The sequence below is a fragment of the Paenibacillus pinihumi DSM 23905 = JCM 16419 genome (assembly GCF_000422505.1).
GTDB lineage: Bacteria > Bacillota > Bacilli > Paenibacillales > Paenibacillaceae > Paenibacillus_D > Paenibacillus_D pinihumi.
On sequence record NZ_AULX01000006.1, the window covers coordinates 445,664 to 467,746 of the forward strand.

Annotated in this window: 15 protein-coding genes and 1 pseudogene; 1 reads left to right on the forward strand and 15 read right to left on the reverse strand. The window is 51.4% G+C overall.

Features of this window, described 5'->3' with window-relative positions:
• Positions 1-104: 104 nt before the first annotated feature.
• The 12 genes from glmM to H583_RS0101840 all read right to left on the reverse strand — a co-directional run bounded on the left by glmM (position 105) and on the right by H583_RS0101840 (position 15,999).
• Positions 105-1,445, reverse strand: coding sequence for a phosphoglucosamine mutase (gene glmM, locus H583_RS0101785; protein WP_028558975.1), 1,341 nt, complete (start codon positions 1,443-1,445; stop codon positions 105-107).
• Positions 1,446-1,672: 227 nt separating this feature from the next.
• The gene (locus H583_RS0101790) at positions 1,673-3,103 is read right to left on the reverse strand and encodes a CdaR family protein (protein ID WP_028558976.1); all 1,431 of its coding nucleotides are present in this window, start codon (positions 3,101-3,103) and stop codon (positions 1,673-1,675) included.
• Entirely contained in the window at positions 3,096-3,932 is an 837-nt protein-coding gene (gene cdaA / locus H583_RS0101795; RefSeq protein ID WP_028558977.1) for a diadenylate cyclase CdaA, read from the reverse strand. The genes H583_RS0101790 and cdaA overlap by 8 nt, the downstream gene beginning before the upstream one ends.
• A gap of 141 nt (positions 3,933-4,073) precedes the next feature.
• Entirely contained in the window at positions 4,074-4,730 is a 657-nt protein-coding gene (locus tag H583_RS0101800) for a zf-HC2 domain-containing protein (RefSeq protein WP_028558978.1), read from the reverse strand.
• 219 nt (positions 4,731-4,949) lie between these two features.
• Entirely contained in the window at positions 4,950-5,516 is a 567-nt protein-coding gene (sigW, locus tag H583_RS0101805) for an RNA polymerase sigma factor SigW (protein ID WP_028558979.1), read from the reverse strand.
• Positions 5,517-5,723: 207 nt separating this feature from the next.
• Positions 5,724-8,531: a phosphoenolpyruvate carboxylase gene (gene ppc, locus H583_RS0101810; protein WP_028558980.1), complete on the reverse strand. Its 2,808-nt coding sequence runs from the start codon at positions 8,529-8,531 to the stop codon at positions 5,724-5,726.
• Positions 8,532-8,582: 51 nt separating this feature from the next.
• Positions 8,583-8,783: a hypothetical protein gene (locus H583_RS0101815; protein WP_028558981.1), complete on the reverse strand. Its 201-nt coding sequence runs from the start codon at positions 8,781-8,783 to the stop codon at positions 8,583-8,585.
• Positions 8,784-8,860: 77 nt separating this feature from the next.
• Entirely contained in the window at positions 8,861-11,077 is a 2,217-nt protein-coding gene (locus H583_RS0101820) for an ABC transporter ATP-binding protein (protein ID WP_028558982.1), read from the reverse strand.
• A gap of 187 nt (positions 11,078-11,264) precedes the next feature.
• Positions 11,265-11,843, reverse strand: coding sequence for a DUF1854 domain-containing protein (locus H583_RS0101825; protein WP_245585817.1), 579 nt, complete (start codon positions 11,841-11,843; stop codon positions 11,265-11,267).
• Entirely contained in the window at positions 11,840-14,134 is a 2,295-nt protein-coding gene (locus H583_RS0101830) for an ABC transporter ATP-binding protein (protein WP_028558984.1), read from the reverse strand. Before H583_RS0101830 ends, H583_RS0101825 begins: the two co-directional genes overlap by 4 nt.
• Before the next feature lie 506 nt (positions 14,135-14,640).
• Positions 14,641-15,411: an MgtC/SapB family protein gene (locus H583_RS31575; RefSeq protein WP_051235851.1), complete on the reverse strand. Its 771-nt coding sequence runs from the start codon at positions 15,409-15,411 to the stop codon at positions 14,641-14,643.
• A 21-nt stretch (positions 15,412-15,432) separates the two neighbouring features.
• Positions 15,433-15,999: a glycerol-3-phosphate responsive antiterminator gene (locus H583_RS0101840; RefSeq protein ID WP_028558985.1), complete on the reverse strand. Its 567-nt coding sequence runs from the start codon at positions 15,997-15,999 to the stop codon at positions 15,433-15,435.
• Positions 16,000-16,339: 340 nt separating this feature from the next.
• Between H583_RS0101840 and H583_RS0101845 the strand changes: the two genes are divergently transcribed.
• Entirely contained in the window at positions 16,340-16,774 is a 435-nt protein-coding gene (locus tag H583_RS0101845; RefSeq protein WP_028558986.1) for a hypothetical protein, read from the forward strand.
• A gap of 88 nt (positions 16,775-16,862) precedes the next feature.
• Here H583_RS0101845 and H583_RS0101850 read toward each other — a convergent pair whose 3' ends face one another.
• From H583_RS0101850 to H583_RS0101865, 3 genes and pseudogenes are all read right to left on the reverse strand, one after another.
• Positions 16,863-18,545, reverse strand: coding sequence for an FAD-dependent oxidoreductase (locus H583_RS0101850; protein WP_036708076.1), 1,683 nt, complete (start codon positions 18,543-18,545; stop codon positions 16,863-16,865).
• 36 nt (positions 18,546-18,581) lie between these two features.
• Positions 18,582-19,002, reverse strand: a pseudogene (locus tag H583_RS37460) (FGGY-family carbohydrate kinase); the annotation flags it as partial.
• An 838-nt stretch (positions 19,003-19,840) separates the two neighbouring features.
• Positions 19,841-22,027, reverse strand: a complete 2,187-nt coding sequence (locus H583_RS0101865) for an alpha-galactosidase (RefSeq protein WP_028558990.1) — start codon at positions 22,025-22,027, stop codon at positions 19,841-19,843.
• Between the last annotated feature and the right edge of the window lie 56 nt (positions 22,028-22,083).

The window sequence follows — 22,083 nt, forward strand, 5'->3', positions numbered from 1 at the left end:
CTCCGGCTGGGCATGTTAAAGGACGGATCATCTATAATTTGAGATTGGACGTGAACCGGCACCAAGCTCAAAGATTCTCATTCGGACCTGTTCCAGTCAGCTTATTAACCCAGCTCAGCCTTTACGACTTCAACGATCTGGTCGACATAACGCTGTACAAGATCCTTATCCGGCCCCTCAGCCATAACACGGATTAGGGACTCTGTACCGGACGGACGCACCAATACACGGCCATTGTCGCCCAGCTCCTGCTCGACCGCCGCTACAGCAGCACCAATGGCTTCATTTCCGGCATACAGGCTCTTATCTGCTACACGGACGTTGACCAGCACCTGAGGGAACTTTCTCATCAGCTGCTTTGCCTGAGCGAGCTTGCTCCCAGACGCTGCAAGTGTGTCTGCCAGCTGCAATGCCGTCAGAATGCCGTCTCCGGTTGTATTGTAGTCGAGGAAAATAACATGCCCGGATTGCTCTCCGCCCAGATTGTAGCCGCCGCGTCGCATTTCCTCCATAACATAACGGTCGCCTACTGCAGTCTGTGCTGTCTTCAGACCAATCTTTTCTGCTCCCTTGAAGAATCCGATATTGGCCATAACGGTTGTTACAATCGTATCGTCCTTCAATGTGCCGGCACGTTTCATGGCATCGCCGCAAATCGTCAAAATAAAGTCGCCGTCAACCTCTTCTCCTGCTTCATCAACAGCGATCAGGCGGTCCGCATCACCGTCAAAAGACAAACCAAGATGCGCTTTATGGGCAAGCACCTGCTCGCGCAAATATTCCGGATGTGTCGATCCGACACCATCATTTATGTTTAAGCCGTTAGGCTCTGCTCCCACTGTAATAACCTCTGCACCAAGCTCGCGGAATACGGCAGGCGCCAGTTCATAAGCTGCCCCATGCGCACAATCCAGCACAACTTTTAACCCGGAGAAGCTATTTTTGACCGTTGTCTTCAAGAAGCTGATGTAACGCTCCTTCGCGTCCTCCAGCACCGCAACCGTCCCGATTCCGCTTCCTTCAGGCCGCGGCAGCTCATCCTGTGCTGCATCCATCAGACGCTCAATCTCAAGCTCTGTATCATCGGACAGCTTGAAGCCGTCTCCGCCGAAAAATTTGATTCCGTTATCTTCAACCGGGTTGTGCGAAGCGGAAATCATGACTCCGGCATCTGCGCCCAGTGTACGTGTCAAATAAGCAACCGCAGGTGTCGATACGACTCCAAGACGAATAACGCTTGCCCCAATGGATAGCAGTCCAGCGATCAGTGACGCCTCCAGCATTGGGCCGGAAACCCGTGTATCCAATCCGATGACAACTTTCGGCTTCTCTGCTTGCCCGGCAAGCACATATCCGCCGCAGCGTCCAATTTTATAGGCCAGCTCCGGTGTAAGCTCACGGTTGGCTACTCCTCTGACACCATCAGTTCCAAAATACTTCCCCATGTGTTACTATCCCCTTTAATCTTCAGTAATATAGAACGCTCTCGCTGTTCCCTCCCAAACATTCCTTGCAACTTGCTCCCAATATGTCCCCCCAGACAAACATGCTGCTGCAAACAGCAGTCTCTGCTAGCCCGGCATATCGCAGCTCAGCAACACAATCCAAGCATTCACAAGCAAGCCGGATTCCTGCCATCAGCCTTTTCTCTCTATATGGCTAATCACATCACTTAACCGCCGGAATGCTTCCTGCCGTTATCCAGGCTATTAGAATTAGAGCCGGTATCGGTGTCATTTCCTTCATGATTGCCCTGGTTGCCCGGATGTGTACCGGAACCGTTATTGCTGCCGTTATTGCTGCCGTTACCCTTAGGATCACCAGAATGATCAGTTGGCGGCTCCTCTTCATCATCAGTGACCGGAGCATTCGTCTCCTTGCTGTCGATGATCTCCACAACAGCAGTAAGCTTGGAATCAGCAAGCTCGACAAACGACGGCAGACTGGCTTCAATTGAAATCGTGTGCTTCCCTGGAGCCAGACCGCTCAGATCAGCTGTAAGCTTGAAATCCTTGGCTCCAATCTCGGCCAGATTGCTCGGTGCGCCCCGTACCTGAATGTCCAGCCGGCCGCCTTCCGGTGTGATGAACTTGCTCTCCAGCCCTTCAGACAGCCCTGTAACTTCAATCGGAATTTGCGGCAACGTCCGGGTCTCATATGGTGTCACTTCAATATTCAGCGTGATTTTATCCGGACTGACGGCAGCCAGCCCGTTCATCGGCTTAAGCTCCAGGGTCAGGGCGCCGCTCTCCTTAATCGAAGACAGGTTAACGACAACATTATCAAAATAATCATACTTATTCAATTCTGTCTGCGGCCCGTAGACCGTCACCTTATCCACCTGCGGCTGTACCGATACCAGACTGAGTCCGCTTGGCAGTGAACCGGTATAACTGATCCTTAGCGGCAGCTGCTTCGCAGGCTTATTGATTGGAACCTCAATCTCAACAGTTGACGGCTCTACAACCGCTTTTGGGATTTCCGCGCCGGACTTGTCGTAGACGACAAGCCTCACTCTCTTCTCCGTGACCGTGTTCTCCTCTTTATCAATCGAGACCGCGGCCCTCACAGATCCAACCTGTTCCATATAGTCTGTAGGAAGCGTAACCTGAACCCGGCTGCCCGGTCTGACAACAGGCGGTCCTGCCTTGTAGTCATTGGCTGGTGTCCCGGTGGTCGTCACCTGAACATCAAATGCTCTGGTTTCCAGCGGCTCCAGTTGCACAGACACTCTCGCTGGCGACAGCTCTATAATTTCGACCCGTTTCGGCCCCTTTACCCGGAGCGGCAAAATATGATGGCCATCCTTGATCCCGCTTACGTCGACATAGACCTTGTAGTCATCCTCCGAGGCCGCTAATAAATCCGAAAACGATCCTTTTGCCATAATACGCACAACGCTTGGCTCAAGTAATCGCAAATCATGCTTCGATGCATCCAGCCCTTCCACCTGCACCTTGATCGCCCCGTATTCCTTCGTATCCATCGTGGACGTGACTGCACCAGGTGTCTGAGGGTCAAAATGAACCGTTGCCCATAACAAAACCGCAAGCAAAACCGAAACGACCTTGAGAATGTTGGGATTATTAAGCCACTTATCCATCTTGCCCCCCCTTTCTCTTCCAGAAGGCAACCTTCAACTTTTCCTTGTCCGGATTCGATTTCGGAGACAGCTCCTCGAACAGCTTGGAAATCAGCGATTCCTGCTTGATGTCTCTGACGACCATGCCGCCTGCAGCAAGTGAAATCTGCCCGGTCTCCTCAGACACGACAACTGAGATCGCATCACAGACTTCACTGATTCCGATTGCCGCCCTGTGGCGCGTACCAAGCTCTTTGCTGATGAACGGATTTTCCGACAAAGGCAAATAACAGGCCGCCGCCATAATCTGGCTGCCGCGAATAATGACCGCCCCGTCATGCAGCGGTGTATTCGGGATAAACAGATTGATGAGCAGCTCCGAGCTGATGCTGGATTCCATCCGTATACCAGACTCTATGTATTCATTGAGCCCTGTTTGCCGTTCAAATACGATTAAAGCGCCAATCTTGCGCTCCGATAAATAATTCAATGATTTAATCAACTGGTTAATGCGTTCATGAATTTGGGGATCGGCGCCATTAGAGCGTCCGAACAGTTTCCCTCGCCCCAGCTGCTCCAGCGCCCGCCTGACTTCCGGCTGGAACAGAATGAGAATGACCGTAATAATACCGAAGGTGAACATCTGGCTCATGAGCCATTTTAATGTATACAAATTAAACCACGTGCTGACAGCCCAGGTTGCCGCCAATACAAAAATACCTTTTAGCAGCTGGACGGCACGGGTACCGCGTACAAGCAGAAATAGTTTATATATAATAAAACTGACGATACCCACATCGATCAGATCTTTGATCCAGTCTATCCAGGTCAGCTCAGTAAAATAGCTCATAAAGCCAACTCCTATCGACCCTGTAGAGCCGCTCCAAATTTTATCGCAGATTCATCCTAACCTTATTATCTTCTATATGGAGGTCTGTAAACCCTCTATTTTCAGAAAAAAACCTCCCTGTCACCAGGGAGGCTGTTGTCATTAGTAGGCCAAGCCGCTGACTGTCTTCGACACTTTGTACCATAGCCAATCCAACGCTTGATTAATTTCGCGGTTTTCTCCTACAATCTTCGCCGTGGACGCCATCTTCAGAGAGCCGTCAATAACGGTGAGATTGCCCATTACTTCGCCTTGGATATCTGCCGTTCCATTTTCGATCGTCAAATCGCCGTGAATTTGGACTCCACGCGGCACAATGACGGTATCGCCATCAATAATAATCCGCTGCAGGTCTTCCCCCGCGCCCTTGACAATCAATTCGGTTCCTTGATCCCACATTGCAAAAAAGCTTGTCAGCATGACGAACAAAAAAACAGCTGCTGCCGTAAGTCCGGGATGCCTGCGCACCCAATCTACAAAACCATGCTTTCTTCTTCGAACCAGCGGCATCTGCTGCATAATACTACTTGTCAGCGCACTTACAGCCTGTTCCGAACGCCAGCTGCTCTCCATGCGGCTCTCTGAGAGACCACTAATCATAGCACTGTGCGTGAATGCTTCCGTCCGCTGTAACTGGTCAAACCGCTGTTGGCAGCTTGGGCAGATTTTCATATGCTCTTTCAGCTTAATCTTATCTTCCCTTGGCAGTTCGTCGTCTAAATAATCGTGCATCATGACGATGGCGACGTTGCATTCCATGGCAGCCAATCCTTTCTGTAAAATTGCTCAAAGCAAGCGTAAATCTTTCTTCGCCGTCCTTGACCAAGCAGCTTCGTTCCGCGCAAAAACATAAGCCTGGGGAAAGCTGTTGCAACGATCCTCATCTTATATTTCTAGCTCAACATGCATGCTATAGGATACGTGTCAGCGAGAAATAAGGTTTCACTTTTTTAAAATTAACCCGCTAAAAATTATATATTAAAGCACTCGCTCTAGTTTCTTTCTCAAAAACTCCCGGCCTCTATGAACGCGGGTTTTGACCGTCGTGACGGGCATTCCAAGCACATCACCGATCTCCTGCAGCGACATTTCCTGAAGGTAGCGCAGCACCATGACCGTCTTATATTTAACAGGCAGCGTAGCCATTGCCTGATGGATAATTTGCTGCGTCTCCGAGAGCAGCACCTCGCTCTCCGGTGTACGGTTATCACTTGGAATCATCGAGTAGCCGTCAAGACCATCGTGGTCGGTCGGCTGGGCATCCAGCGAGTAGCTTGGCTTGCGCTTGCGCAGCCGGTCGATACACAGGTTGGTCGCAATACGATAGATCCAGGTTGAAAATTTCAGTTTCTCGTCATATCGGTCAAGATTGTTATGTACGCGCAAAAAAGCTTCCTGCACGACATCTTCCGCTTCCTGGCGGTTACCGAGCATCCGGTAAGCCATGTGGTAAAGCTTCTCCTGATAAAGGCCGACAATTTCAGCAAAAGCCTGCTGGTCGCCTTTCAGAGATAAACGCGCTAAGTGCGCTTCAATAGATATCACGAATATTCCTCCAAACGAGCCAGTTTGGCCGGAGCGTGTTTCAGTTTTTTTGGGAAACCTTTTTGTTACAGGACAAGGCTGGGCGCAAAATGACGTTCGTCATTCGTGCCCAGCCTGTTATTCCATCCTACTGCTTTATGACCAAAACTAAGCCGTTCCCGCCCACCTGGTTGTCCGGTTGCCCGAGCAGCCGGCATGTAGCGGCTTCTATCCTGTATTCCGGAGGCCGGCTGCAATTCCGTTAATCGTGAGAAGCACCTCGCGCAGCAGCTCGGTATCATCCTCATCTTTGGAACGAAGCTCGCGCAGCTCCTGGACCAGCTGTACCTGAAGGTAGCTAAGCGGATCAACATACGGATTGCGGAGGCGAATTGACTCCTGAATAACCGGTACATTGTCCAGAATTTCCTGCTGCCCGGAAATCTTCAGAATCATTTCAGAGGTCAGCTTGTATTCCTGCTCGATCAGGCCGAAAATCCGTGTGCGGATTTCCTCATCTTTAATCATTGAAGCATATTCTCTGGCAATAATCAAATCTGCTTTGGCAAGCGCCATTTGCAGGTTGTCGATCAGAGAACGGAAGAACGGGAAGTTCTCATACATCTGCTTCAATGTCGCCAGTTTTTGCTCGCTGCCGTCCACATATTCGTTTAATGCCGTACCCGCGGCATACCATGCCGGAAGCAGATAGCGGCTTTGTGTCCATGCGAATACCCATGGAATTGCACGCAAATCTTCAAAGCGGTCGCTGTTCTTGCGCTTCGAAGGGCGGGAACCGATGTTCAGCTCGCCAATCTCGGCCAGCGGCGTAGACTCGCGGAAGAATTCCAGGAAGCCCGGATCACGGAAAATAAGATCCTGATACTTATTCTGTGCAGTCTCGGAGATCGTCTTGGCGATTTCCTCCCACTGCTCCTTCGTTCCGTCTTCCAGATTTTGCGGCGGGAATTTCGCCAGACGGGCGGAAGTAATCAGTGCCCAGGTGGCCTGCTCCAGACTGCGGTAAGCAATCCCTTGCATGGAATAGCGGGAAGAGAGAACCTCGCCCTGCTCCGTAATTTTGATTCCGCCGCCAACCGTATGAGGCGGCTGGGCCAAAATGCTGCGGTTCAACGGCATACCGCCGCGTCCAAGCGCACCACCGCGTCCATGGAAGAACTTCAGCATGACATCATAGGCCTTCGCTGCTGCTGTAATTTCTTTCAGCGCTACACGCAGCTCCCAGTTTGCCGTAACCACTCCGCCGTCCTTGTTGCTGTCGGAATAGCCCAGCATGATTTCCTGCAGATCGCCTCTTGCTGCTACTGCGCTGCGGTATACAGGCAGCTCGAACAAACGTGACATAATTGCAGGCGCCGCATGCAGGTCGTCAATCGTCTCGAACAACGGAACCGATTGCAGCGTACAGATCGTAGTGCCATCCGCTTCCTGGCGGAACAGGCCGACTTCCTTCGCGAATACCATAACCTCCAGCAGATCGCTCGCTCCCTGCGTCATGCTGATCAGGTAGCTGGCAATACAGTTTTCGCCAAATTCCTGCTGTGCACGGAATACGGTCTGATAGACATCCAGGCACTCGCGCGTGCTCTCGGAGTAGGTCAGGTAGCCGGAAGTCAGAGGACGAGGGTCCTTCAACAAATTATGCAGCAGTTCGATTTTATCTTCCTCAGACAACGCTGAGTAATCCTCTACGATGTGCATTTTGGACAAGATTTCAGTCATCGCGTTCTCATGTTCCTTGCTGTGCTGGCGGATATCCAGTGCCGACAGATGGAAGCCGAACAGCTCTACCTGGCGGATTATTTTGCGGATATGGGTATCCGCTACATAATCGGCAAAGTGGTGACGCAGGCTGCGGTCAATAATGTACAGGTCCTGCTTCAATTCCTCCGGAGAGTTGTAGCGCTTGTCCGTCCCTTTAAGAGACTCATCACGCGTATTGAACAGTTTTTCAATCATGTAGGAAATTTTAGTGCGGTAAGGCTCTTTTGCGTTGCGGCGGATCTCGACACAAGATACAGTGCCGATCGCCTCTTCATCCTTGCGGATGGACTCCAGCAGCTCTTCCGGAATATTGACAATATTGGTGCTGAAGCTGAGCACATTCATTAATTCCTTGAGAATGGACTCATATTTGTTTAACACCAGTTGGCGCTGCATCGTCAGCGTTTCCCAGGTTACATTGGCAGTTACTGAAGGGTTGCCGTCACGGTCGCCGCCGATCCACGATCCGAAACGGAGATAGGTTGGTACATGCCAGTCGCGGCCCGGATAGTATTTCTCCAGATTGCGCTCCAGCTCTTCATACACGTTAGGCAGCACTTCGAACAAGGTTTCTTCAAAGTAGTACATGCCGTTGCGGACTTCATCCAGAACTGTAGGCTTGCGGTCACGCAGCTCGTCCGTCTGCCAGAGCGTCAAAACCTCATTCATCAGCTTCTCGCGAAGCTTCTCACGTTCACGGTACGTCAGAGTCGGATTATCCAGTTCCATGACATCCGCTGCCATCCGCTTATGAATGTCCATAACAGCGCGGCGCGTAGCTTCTGTAGGATGTGCTGTCATGACAAGCTCAAGGGAGATGCCGGACAGCATTTCCTCGACAGCCTCTACAGCAACGTCCTGCTCCTTCAGCTTTTGGATTGCGCTCTCAATTGAACCCGGCTGAACCGCTTCCCCTGCCGAACGCTCATAATCACGCTTGCGGCGAACCCGGTGGTTCTGCTCTGCAATATTAACCAATTGGAAATAAATCGCGAATGCCCGTATAACCTGGTGGCGAATCTCAGGACTCAAGCCTTCAGTTACTTTCTTGAACTCGTCGTAAAGCTCAGGGAGAAATTCAGCGCGCAGCGTTTTGCTCATTTCCCGGATCTTTTCTACGATCTCAAGAAGCTCCTTGCCGCCCTGGTGGACTAGCACTTCACCCAGAATGTTTCCTAAAAAGCGAACATCCCGTCGCAGCAGATTGCTAGGCTGCGGCCGGTTTGCCGTTACTGTGTTTTGTTCCGACATAACGTTCCTCCTGTATGCATCACTTGCACCGACGCGTTTTCACTTTTTCTATCATACTATAAAATGAAATCTTGTTGAAGTATTTCCTTTAGAACTAAATGAATAAGAATTTGGATGAGGCGTGTGCATCAAAAGAAGCTGCCGTGCAAAATCAGCACGAAGCAGCTCCTTATAAGGGCCAATAGCCAGGCAGGACAAAGGAAAATCATGATTTTCAAAAAAACGCTTTCTTGAAATTCCCTTCAGCAGCATCCGCGAAAATCCCGGTGCATATTTAACCGTCTTAATGAATTTTCACCCATTAGCCAACAGAAAACAAACTGAAGTAATCAACCGGCAAGCTCTTCCTTTTGCTCTTTCTTCGACATTTGCCTTTGTGCCGTAATCAGCTTATAGTAAATGCCCTTCTTCTCCACCAGCTCGGCATGGGAGCCGATTTCAGCAATTTTGCCCTTCTCCAGTACGACCAGCCGGTCGGCATTGCGGAGAGTCGACAGCCTGTGGGCAATCGCAATCGTCGTCCTTCCTTTCATTACCCGCTGAAGCGCCTCCTGAATTACACTTTCCGTCTCAATATCGAGCGCAGAGGTTGCTTCATCCAGAATAAGCAGCGGCGGATCATTCAGAATCGCTCTTGCAATCGCCAGACGCTGGCGCTCGCCGCCGGATATATTGTTCCCGTTCTCCTCAAGCAGCGTGTCATATCCGTCCGGCAGATTAATAATAAAGGAGTGCGCATTAGCGACCCTGGCCGCCCGGATCACTTCTTCCTGTGTCGCGTCCGGCTTGGAGTAACGGATATTATCGAGAATCGTCCCTGTGAACAGGAAGGTCTCCTGAAGCACGACACCGATCCGGGAGCGCATGTCATCCTGCTGGATATCCCGAATGTCTACACCATCAATTGTAATTTGGCCTTCATTCACATCATAGAAACGGGAAACGAGATTGATCAGGGTTGACTTGCCTGATCCCGAATGACCAACCAGACCAATCATTTCCCCCTCGCGAATCGTAAAGGAAACATCCTTCAGCACCGGCTCATAGGACTTATAGCCAAAGTACACCCCGCGGAACGAAACCTCGCCGCGAATCGTATGTCTCACTGCCTTCTCGGCCTCGAGCACCTCCGGCTGCTCATCAATGACCGAAAATACGCGGTCAATCGAAATCAGCGCATTAGCGACCCATCTCGGCATGAACATCATCCAGGCAATCGGACCAAACACCATCGATGCATACATGGTGAACTTGATCAGCTCACCGACATTCATCTGATTGTTCAAAATCATGTTGCAGCCAAGCAGCAGCACAAAATATTGGCCAAGCTGGATCAAATAGTTCGTAATCGGGGCCAGCACATTGAACACGGTCTCGCTTTTAATCGTAGCGGCAGCAAATTCACTGTTGTAGGTGCGAAATCTTTTGATCTCGCGCGCTTCCTTTCCGAACGCCTTGACGACCCGGATGCCGCTCAGCACATCATGCAGAAAAGAGTTTGCCCGGTCATAGATTCTCCACTGCTTGTGGAACAGCTTCCACAATACACGCTTCCAGATATACATGTTCATATAAGCGACGATCGGAGCAGGCAGCAGTACGATGCACGCAAGGCGCCAGTCAGCGCTGAAGAGCAAAGCGCTGGCCGCAATCAGCATGATCAGTTGATAGATTGCGGTTGTGCACAGCTCCTGAATCAATTGCCGGATCCGGTCCGTATCCGCCGTTACCCGGTTCATAATATCTCCCGCCCGTTGCGAGGTCATGAAGCCGAGCGACAGGCTTTGCGCCTTCTCGTACACCATCCTGCGCAGATCGGCGGCAATATTGGAGCTTACATTCGCCATGACGCGTGCCCGGACAATCGACAGCAGTTCACCGATCACAAGACCGCCAATCATAGCCGCAAGCGCGATATAAAACAGCTTCATGCTTGGACTCTGTCCGTCAGGCGGCTGCAAGGCGCCGTTAATCAGAATTTCCTGAAAATACGGCCCTGCAAGTGCAATAACGGAAGCAGCAATCATGACAATCAGCCCTGTAGCAAGCGCCTTCCAATGCAGCTTCGAGACACCAAACAGTTTTTTGAACGCCGCGGCCTTGCTCATGCACCTTGGGCATACGCGGGTTCCTGCCACCAGCCGCCCGCCGCACTTCACACAGGCAGCTTCCTCTTCATTATTAAAAATTCTAATTTTGCGGGCTGCTGATTTATCATTCAGCACCTGCGCAATATAGCCGAAGCGGGCGGCATGCTCCATCGTTGAGCGGACGAGGACACGCTTTCCCTGCTCATCCTCGGTCTCCAGGACAACATTCCCGATGAGCGGAATGACCTTGTATTCCCATGAATCAGCAATGACCCCGGATTCCTTCGCTTCCCCGTTCTCAATGTAAGCCCACTTATGTTGCCCGACAACCAGATAGCCTGCTGCACGGTAGCCAAGCAGCGACAGGTTAGCCGGGACACAATATTCAATTTCTGTTCCGACAGCCTGCACAGCAGCGCTCCTGTCCTGCTCTGCAAGCGAAAAATTCAAATTCATCGGCCTTTACCATCTCCTTCATGCCCGCTCTGTTCGCACAGCACAGACGACCTGCCTGCCTCTTGTTTCTGACAGGCACAACACACTGGCAAGCAGCGTAGTTAAAGCGTACAGCCTCAACCCCTGCAACGATCAGTCTGTCTTTCCACACTCTCAAATGAGCAGGCATTCTGAACGCTTTACTTCCTTACATGCACAACTCTACCATCCGGTATTCCTTGTCCGTCAGCTTGTTCATATCCGGGATCACGAACCGGTTGCCGTCTACATCGGTCACGAGCAGCCGGACCGGAGTTACCAGCTTGGCATTGCCGCCACCGCTTCTGACCGTGAACCGGCATAGTCCTGCGGTCGTCTCCGCCTCCCAGTAGGAGTAGCCGAACTCCTCCTTCACGGTAACCACCTTGCTGATCTCCGGGGTAAAATAGCGGATTTGCAGCTGCTCCTCCAGCAACTGCGCCGTTTCTTCCGGAAAATCCTCCAAACTATGGATCATGCCGATTTCCTTATTTTCAACCGTCCGGACTGACAAATACATGGGTTTATTCGTATGCGGGAAGGAGCAGTGCACATAGACGACCGGATGCGTCTCTTCCCCGACCGTTACGGCCAGCATTTTGCCTTCCGTTTTATGAAATCTTGCATTATCCTTGGTCAGATAATGGATGTCGGCCGCATCGGACAGCGAACCCGCAGCGACCTCCTCCTCCAGCAGTTCCATTGCTTTGGCTGCAGCCGTTTCCTTTTCAGTTGTGGACGAAATCATGCTGAAATCACCTCGCTCATCTTTAAAGCTTCATCATGCTTTTTCACTAATTTATAATAAGCGCCCTCGGCACTCATCAGCGTTTCATGCGTTCCTTCTTCCACGACCTTGCCCTGATCCATCACGACCAGATAGTCGGCATTGCGAAGTGTGGAGAGACGGTGCGCGATGGCAATCGTTGTACGTCCCTTAATGAGCTTATCCAGCGCCTCCTGGATTTGCAGCTCGGTCTCCGTATCCAGAGATGCTGTCGCTTCATCAAGAATCAGTATTTTCGGGTTATGCAAAATCGCCCGTGCAATGGACAGCCGCTGCTTTTCACCGCCTGACAGATTATATCCGGCTGTTCCGACGAGCGTATCGTAGCCGTCCGGCAGCTTCTCGATAAAATCATGGGCATTGGCGATCTTAGCGGCATGAACGATATCCATGACTCTGCAATCCGGGTTGGCGTACGCGATATTTTCCGCAATACTGCCCGAGAAGACGTATACATCCTGTGATACGATTCCAATATTGGAGCGCAACGACTCAGCGGCCAGATCCTTTACATTTATGCCGTCGATTGAGATCGCCCCTTCATTCACATCGTACAGCCGGGAAATCAGGTTGACGAGTGTAGATTTGCCCGCTCCGGAATGTCCGACGACGCCCAGCATTTGTCCTGCTTTCACCTGCAAGGTAACGTCCTTCAAGATCGATTTGTTCGGCTCATAGCCAAATACGACATTCGATACCTGGATCTCACCCTTCATGACCGGAATCCGGATTGCGTCCTCCTTCTCCTTCACATCAGGGTTGGCATCCTGAATTTCAAAAATCCGCTGCGAAGCCGTCATACAGTGTGACCACCAGCCGACGATATTGTTCATAAACTCCACAGGGCCATATAACATATACATATAATTGACAAAGGTCAGTACAAGCCCGAACGAAATTTCACCCCCGAGAATCATCCAGCCCCCGAACGCCCAGATGAGCATGCCGCCCATTTGCGTCAGCACATTGAGCACAGGAAAGATCGTTCCGCTCAAGCGGTTGTAATTTTGCTCCGAGCCGGAGAAGTTCACGTTAGCCCGCTGGAACCGCTCCATCTCCTTCTGCTCCATGCCAAATGCCTTGACGACCCGAACCCCTTTAATGGAATCGCTAATGATGGAGTTCATAGCGGACACCCGGCGGTGCCTGCGCCATGACAGCCGCCACAGCTTGGGGAACACTTTACGCACGAGAACCACGACAATCGGCAGCGGCAAAAGACACATCAGCGTAAGCTTCCAGTCCAGCACCAGCAAAATGACGGTAATTCCGATAATATTCATCGCATTCACAATAAAGTAGGACAACCCGTCAATGAAAAACATCTGCAGCTCTGCCGAGTCGTTATTGACTCTTGTCATCAGTTGCCCGGTCTGCTTCCGCTGAAAAAAGTTCAGCGACAGGCGCTGCATCGCAGTGAAGATGACCGATTTCAAATCAAACACAATATTGGCGGCCATTTTTGCATTGATGATCCCAAATAAGACGCCAAATAATAGCGATAAAGTCCGAAAAACAATGACCAATAAGATGACCAGCCCAATCTGTCCCGCAAAATATCCTTCGCCTTTAAGCGCCTGGTCAAATAAAGCTGTGCCCGTCAAATAAGGAATGACGAGTCCGGTCGCAGAGTTCAGCAGCATCAGCACAATCACGACAAGCACGGAGACTTTATACGGCTTGGCGAATGACAGCAGCCTGACGAACAACGCGCTTTTCTTCATACATTTTGGGCAAATCTCCCGGCCTTCTTCCGGGTAAATCCTCCCGCATTTGGGGCAGGAGGCGCCCTCTCCCTCATCCTCCAGCAGCTCGCTGTCCAGTTCCTCCTGCTGCTTCAGCTTCGTAAAGATTGCCGCCAGCCTGGATGCCTTGGTCATCAGCCCATTGGTAAACGCCGCAATAATTCTCTCCTCGGGAGCTTTCATCACCAGCATGCCGGACGCGACCAGGTTTACTATGAAAACGGATTCAATTTCTCCGATTTTCATCGTCTGAACCGACCATTCTCCCGCTTGCTCATCCTGCCTGCCATTGTTTTTGACAGGAAGCGCATAACCCTTATAGGTCTTTTCCTCATCCGGCTCTTTGAGACTTGTGGCAATAAGCAGCTCGTGGCGGGTCAAGACAAGATATGTATCGAGAAAATGCCCGTCCGTCGTACGATCGCATGTCATCTCGAACAGGATATCCTTCTCCGACCATCCCTGCTGCTGCAGCACCGTTAATTTCTCTTTAGAATGAATAATCATCAACTCCATAGATTGTAACTATTAATGCACAACGTACTGGTCACTCTTTTTTAGCAGTAATTGAATCTTATTTCCGTTTACCTTTTTTGTCAACCTTTGCCTTTTGTAAAAAATGCTTTAAATTGTTTATGCCTCTCCGTGTCGAAACCATGCTTCTGTGCAGGAAGAAACGACGGTAATTTTCCATGTTCATCTACTTCCATGTTCATATACATAGATGATTTTCAGTAAAAATTGATTTTGCAAGGCGGCTAATTGAATAACCGATTGCGGCACTTAGGTATTTATATTTAGCAGCATCCATATTCATCCCTGAAATTTCTTAGTCTGTTTCCCAAAATGGAATGTCTAAAAGTCTGCCTTAAAGTCCTCAAACACACAAAGAGCAGCCTTAAGCTGCTCTCTGCCACAATGATATATTTTCATGATTACAGATATCCGGAGATCCACTGCGCAACCCAATCAATTGCAATCGTTCACGGTGCTGAACGCTCCCAATTCTACAACTATTGCTCCAGTGCGTTTTCCTTGTCCAGACGCATATCCCTGGAATCTCCGGTGACCTTGAGGAAGCCGGTTTTCGTGCATAGAACCTGATCCATAGCGGTTATTTGCTCAATCGCTCTGCTAAGCCCTTTTTGATTTCTCGTCTTGACATTGAGCTTCATCTCGGTAATTGTCACGGCTGGCTGGTCCTGCTTCAGCTCTTTCTCCGAGCTGAACTTCACATGCACGACCTGAATCTTCTCCTGCTCGAGCTCTGCGAAGATCGCACTTGTCACACCCGGCTTATCGACAATCTTGACCATCACCTCGTGATGTCTGCGATGACGCAGCATTTGCGTCTCAATTTTGTTGAGCAAGAATAAGCTCACGAGTACAATTACGGTTGCCAGAACGGATGTAAACAAAAATCCGGCTCCTACACATAAGCCGATTGCAGCCACGACCCAGATCGAGGCCGCTGTCGTCAGTCCGGATATCGTAGAGCCCGTTCGAAGAATCGCTCCCGCGCCCAAAAATCCGATCCCGCTGACAACCTGTGCCGCCAGACGGGCCGGGTCCATTCGCACATTAGCCTCTTCTACAAATGCCGTGAATCCGTAAGCAGACAGCAGCATAATAACTGTAGCCCCGATGCATACGAGGATGTGCGTTCTCAAGCCCGCTGCGTGATTGCTCCATTCCCGCTCCAATCCGATGAGACCGCCCAACGCGGCGGATATCAATATCCGGAGCGTCAAATCCCACTCTGATATATGCCATACACTTGCCACCTGTTCAGCCTCCTTTTTTCACTAGTATGAGTTGTTCCATAGTCTTGGTGTACCGACAGATACCGCCAGTGCTCCGGCCCTCAGCGTCGCATCAATCTCCTGCTGGTTGCTGATGAGCCCTCCGGCTACGATCGGAAGGTCGGTCATTGTTGTCATCTCTGCAATAACGCGCGGCATAATGCCAGGCATTGCCTCAATAGCATCCGGCTTGCAGGATTCAGCAGACTTGATGCCTCTACCCAATGCGCTGCTGTCAATCAGGAAAACTCGCTGAATGGTCATCAGCTTCATTTCCTTCGCAATTCGGATGACCGCGCTTTTGGTCGAAATAATCCCGCTCGGCTGAACATGCTGTGCCACATACGCAACTCCGCTGCGATCAGGGGCAATTCCCTCAATAAACTCCATATGCAAAAACACATGCTTGCCCGCCTGCTTCAAGCGGTCGACGATCGCCTTCACCGAGAAGATGGTTCCGCACAGAAGAAAAACCACATTGCATTGGCTATGCAAGGCCTCTTCTACCCCTTCTTCCTCCTCTACAGCGGCAATGACCTGATGCTCGACAAGGTCCACGATGGGATACATCGCTTCAACCCCTCCCTGATGGTTGCTGCAGTTGAACGACCGGCCTTTCAATTTCCAATCGACCCCCAGCCATATAGCAATCATTATAAGACAATTGGGACAGTTTTGCTGCATCTTTTTCTGCCAATTAGTGATTAACGCCATCTTGCCGTGCACGTATCATCCCTGTTCAAGGCCGGGCGGGGACCTATTGTCAAACGGATTTCCATTCATTTCGGCGCGACGTCTTCAAGCTATGATGCTTCAGACGGTGATGTAAAGTACAATAAGCATAAAAGCATATTCATCCGTTCTGCCCGATGATACGGTTAAACTCTAATTTTATCACAGGAGGGATTGTATGAGCAGAGCCTGGAGTTATCCGCTTCTATTCATTTTCAGCTATGCTGCAGGTCTGGTCTGTTTTAAAGGAGCTGCAGCCGCAATGAACATTCCGGAAGAGAGCGAGTACCAGCTGTTACACACCGGAATTGTCCTGTTCTATATTTTTAATATAATTCCGGCGTACAGCATCATCACCTATTTGATACATCGGCTGGCCAACAAGCATTCATTTCTGATGAAGGCAATCTCCCTCGTCCTGTTCGGCATTTTCCCGGCGACCTTTGTCCCTGTATTCGGGTTTGGGTTCGGGCATTTGACCGCACAATATTTCACATCTGAAATGGCGGTTCTGCTTTATGCTTACTTTACCGGATCAGCGGTCGTATTCTCTATCGGCTCAAGTTTCATTGAGCGGCTGGTGTCCGGAGGTGCCGGCACCAAAAAAGCGTAAGTTAACTCCGCTCGTGTCTGAATCCCCAAGCAGATTTCGCTTACGCTTCATGCTCTCCTGCACCCGTGCTCCCTGTGCCTGGTCGCCTTTATCCCTTATAATCAGCCTCCTGAGCCGCAGGCGTTACTGCCTCATGAAGCAGCTGATCAAGCTCCTGCGCATATTTCATCCTTTCTGCTGCTGTGTAATGAAGCTTATCGGCCAGGAATTGGATCGCTTGCTCCTTATGCAACTTGACCTGCTTTATATCGAAAAACAAAGCTCCTGTACGACGCACAAAAAAGTCGGCAGGCTTCAAAACCATCTCCTGCTCGATTCCATACCGCAATGCTGCATATAGCCCGGCAGGCATCCCGTAGCTTTCCGCTTCGCCGCTCCGGTCCGCGATCAGCTGATATACCTTTGAAATATTGGCTCCATAACGCCTGGTGAGCAGCTCAGCCGTCTGCCCCGTCAGGCCAAGCTTCATGCCTGCTGCGATTTGCTGCTGCAAAAATGGTGCAAAGCCTGCCGAACCCCCAACCTCCCCACCGGAGAGGGGCAGCTTTTTTGTCAGGCATCCCTGATAAGTTCCCGCTCCTTCAGCCTCAAGCTCCTGCTGCAGCATATCCGTCACATGCTCCGCCATTTTGCGGTATCCCGTAAGCTTGCCGCCCGCAATCGTGAACAAGCCGGATTCCGAGTGAAGAATTTCGTCCCGGCGCGAAATTTCAGACGGCGATTTGCCCTCCTGGTAAATAAGCGGACGCAGGCCCGCCCAGCTCGACTCCACATCTGCGGCAGTCAGCTTCAGTTCAGGAAACATATAGTTGGCTGCTTCCAGCACATAATTCCGGTCCACATCTGTCATCCGGGGATTGGCACGGTCGGCGCTGTAATCCGTATCTGTCGTTCCGACATAGGTTTTGCCGTCCCGGGGAATCGCGAACACCATGCGGCCGTCCGGAGTATCAAAATAAATGGCCTGATGAAGCGGGAACCGGTTCCCGTCAAATACGAGGTGAATCCCTTTGGTCAACCGGAGCATTTTGCCCTTTTTGGAACGGTCCTTTTCACGCATAAGATCGACCCAAGGTCCGGTGGCATTCACAATTTTACGTGCCCGTATGAGAAAAGACTCTCCGCTGATCCGGTCGCTCACCAGCACTGCTGTCAGCTTGCAGCCCTCATAATGGAAATCCTCCGCCTTAGCATAATTGACGGCCTTCGCCCCATGCTCCACAGCCTTTTTCATTACTTCAATCGTCAATCGGGCATCATCCGTCCGGTACTCCACGTAATAGCCGCCGCCCTTCAGACCGCCCCTTTTGAGCAGCGGCTCGCGACGTGCCGTTTCGTCCGGGCCGAGCATTTTGCGGCGTTCGCTTTTTTTCACTCCGGCCAGATAGTCATACAGCCGAAGGCCGATTGACGTTGTAAATGCACCAAACGTTCCTCCCTTGTAAAAAGGGAACAGCATCCATTCCGGTATTGTCACATGGGGGCCGTTCTCATAGACAACCTCCCGCTCCTTGCCTACCTCGGCTACCATTTTAATCTCGAATTGCTTGAGGTACCGCAAGCCGCCATGAACAAGCTTGGTGGAGCGGCTTGATGTGCCCGCTGCAAAATCCTGCATTTCCACAAGCCCTGCTTTCATGCCACGGGTCTGCGCATCCAATATGATGCCTGCCCCTGTAATTCCCCCTCCAATTACGAGCACATCCAGTTCCTCTGACGCCATCGCCTTCAAGGTCTCCAACCGCTTCTCTGCTGCAAATTGCTGTTCCATGATCTATGCCTCCCTTAGTCGCGAATCGTAAGCGTATTATTTAAAAGCCATTGAGGCCTTGAGCGCTTTTTTCCAGCCGTTGTACAGCATACGCCGCTTCTTCGCCTTCATTTCGGGCGTATAGCACTTTCCTGCGCTCCAGCCTGGGGCAATATCCTCGCAGCTCTCCCAGAATCCGACTGCCAGACCCGCCAAATATGCCACTCCGAGGGCTGTCGTCTCATTAATAACGGGCCTCTCCACCGTTACCCCAAGCAGATCGCTGTGAAACTGCATCAGAAAATCATTCCGTATGGCACCACCGTCGACACGGAGCGTGGACATTGCGATCCCGACTCCGCCTCCATGGCATCCAGCACATCCTGCTCTGGTAAGCGATTGATTCCAACACGGCACGGATAATATGCTCCTTGGTTGTTCCCCGGGTCAGGCCAAACATCGCCCCGCGAACGCGCGCCCCTCCCTCCCTGCCCAGCCCCAGTATTCTTTTAAAAAGCATTGTGCGCCAAACGTTGCTGGCGGAGAGGAAATGTCTTGTTCGGAGAAGCGGAGCGTTCGCATTTGGCTCCCGGATGGATTCCTTCAGAATCCAGTTCAGTTCCATCCGGGGGTCAAGAAGCGATCGGAGAACAAGACATTCCCTCGCAGCCCCATCACACCACCCACGCACGCACGAATGCCCCTCCTTCCCTGTCCAACCCCAGTAATCTTTTAAAAAGCATTGTGCGCCAACGTTGCTGGCGAAGAGGGAATGTCTTGTTCGGAGAAGCGGAGCGTTCGCATTTGGCTCCCGGATGGATTCCTTCAGAATCCAGTTCAGTTCCATCCGGGGGTCAAGAAGCGATCGGAGAACAAGACATTCCCTCGCAGCCCCATCACACCACCCACGCACGCACGCCCCTCCCTGCCCAGCCCCAGTAAATCTTTTAAAAAGCATCGTGCGCCCACGTTGCTGGCGGAGAGGGAATGTCTTGTTCGGAGAAGCGGAGCGTTCGCATTTGGCTCCCGGATGGATTCCTTCAGAATCCAGTTCAGTTCCATCCGGGGGTCAAGAAGCGATCGGAGAACAAGACATTCCCTCGCAGCCCCATCACACCACCCACGCACCGCCTTTTTAAAAGAAAACGCAAAAAGAACACACCCCACCCGTAACAGGTTTGATGTGTTCTCCAAGTCTCCTCACATGAACTACCTACCCCGACTATACGTACTCAGACACATAATTGTCAAGAATAAGTTGTTTTTGAAAGAGTTGTTCCTCAGTTGTGTTTTTCCTGGCACAGCCTGGCTTTTGATTAAGCCTTAGGCTTCAAATGCCACATCAGGCTTTGGAAATCTCCATTCAGTCCGTTCACCGGAAGTCCGGCATACATCAGGTAATCCCCGCCGTATACCTCGCCGTTGATTTCGTAATCCGCCTCCGGGTTCAAGCCTTGCAGGCGCAGACGCTTCAGCGGCGCGTTTGGCTCAGCAAGCACACGGAAGTAGAAGGCAACAGCTTCGGTCTGATCTTCCGAAACAATGACCCAAGCCGTATCATTGCCTTCAAACGGGCTCAGCAAACGATACTGATTCCCGAACTGAACGAGGGAACGAAGCTGCTTATACTGTGCAACCTGCTCCTTCACGATCGCTTTTTCCTCATCCGTGAAGCGGGTCAGGTCAAGCTCATAGCCAAAGTTGCCGGACATTGCCACGTTGCCGCGCATTTCAAGCGATGTAATACGGTGAACCTGATGGTTCGGTACTGCCGATACGTGTGCGCCCATCGTGCTGATCGGGTACACCAGGCTTGTGCCGTACTGAATCTTCAGACGGCTGACCGCATCGGTGTTGTCGCTTGTCCAGGTTTGCGGCATGTAATACAGCATCCCCGGATCGAAGCGGCCTCCGCCGCCAGAACAGCTCTCGAACAGAATGTGCGGGAATTGCGTGGTCAGACGCTCCAGCACGCGGTACAAACCGAGAATATAACGGTGCGCTGTCTCGCGTTGACGCTCAGGTGCGCGTCCGGCGGAACCGATTTCCGTCATGTTGCGGTTCATGTCCCATTTCACATACGTAATCGGAGCGCTGCTCAAAATAGCTGCCAGCTGTTCCGTAATTGCATCGCATACATCTTCCCTGGAGAAGTCCAGAATGAGCTGCTGGCGTCCTTCGGTTCTTCTGCGGCCCTCTACATGCAGGCACCAGTCCGGGTGCTGACGGTACAGGTCGCTGTTCGGAGAAATCATCTCCGGCTCAAACCACAAGCCAAATTCCATATCCATGTTGCGCACACGTTCAGCCAGGTCATTCAAGCCGTTAGGCAGCTTGCGCTTGTCGACGACCCAGTCACCCAGGGAGCTGTTGTCGCCGTCACGCTTGCCGAACCAGCCGTCATCCAATACGAACAGCTCGATGCCAAGCTCAGAGCCTGCTTGGGCAATTTGCTCGATTTTATCCGCTGTAAAATCAAAATAAGTCGCTTCCCAGTTGTTTACCAGCACAGGGCGCGCCTTGTCGCGGAACTCGCCGCGGCACAGACGCTCGCGGTACAGCTTGTGATAGTTGCGGGACATGCCGCCAAGACCTTCGGCCGAGAACACCATAACCGCTTCCGGAGTCTGGAACGACTGGCCCGGCTCAAGCAGCCAGCTGAAATCAAACGGCTGAAGTCCCATCGTCACGCGGGTTGTTCCATAAGGCTCGACCTCTGCCTGCGCAGAAAATCCGCCGCTGTACACCAGGCTGAAACCGTAGACATCGCCTTGATACTCATTTGCATTCTTGGAGACCAGAGCAATAAACGGGTTATGCTGGTGGCTGCTGGAGCCTCTGCGGCTCTCCACACCTTGAACACCGGAAGCCAGCGGGCGGCGCTCCATATAACGCTCTCTTGCCCAAGTTCCCGACAGATGGATCAGATCATAGTCGTGATGCTCCAGATCAACTGCCATGCTGAGCACACGAAGCAGCTTAATATCTTCGGAGCCAACATTTTCAAAACGCACAGAACGGGCAATCGCATCCACGTCTCTGAACACAGAGTAGGACAACGTAATTTTCAGACCTGCCAGCTTGTCCAGCAGTTCAATCTCAAGCGTTTGAGCTTCGCCGCTTTCCTCCACATAAGTAGCCGGAAGTCCTTCAAGCTGTGGCTTGCCGTCTATAATCCGGTGGGCTACGTAAAGCGCCTCCGATACCGTTGATCCGTCAGGACGCTGAATTTGATAAGCCGGGTGGCGCAGATCGCCTGCACCGTAAGCAGGATATTCCTGCGGTAGTGTATCAAGTGAAACCCTCATGTCATCCGGGGATGAGTTCGGGGAAAATGAGCATCTTTCCTGAAGCTGCAAAATTCGTCCAAGCTGCTGCTGGCGAAGCTTCGGGCCCCAGTACACATGAGCCGGAATGCCGCTGTTGATCAGTTGTATCACATAGCTTGCACGTTTGCTTTGCAAATGAAAAACGCGTTCATTGGAATCGAAATGGATAAGCATTACAGTCCTCCAACCTTTTAGTAAAATTATTATGTAGAAGTGAGCAGAGGTTATAA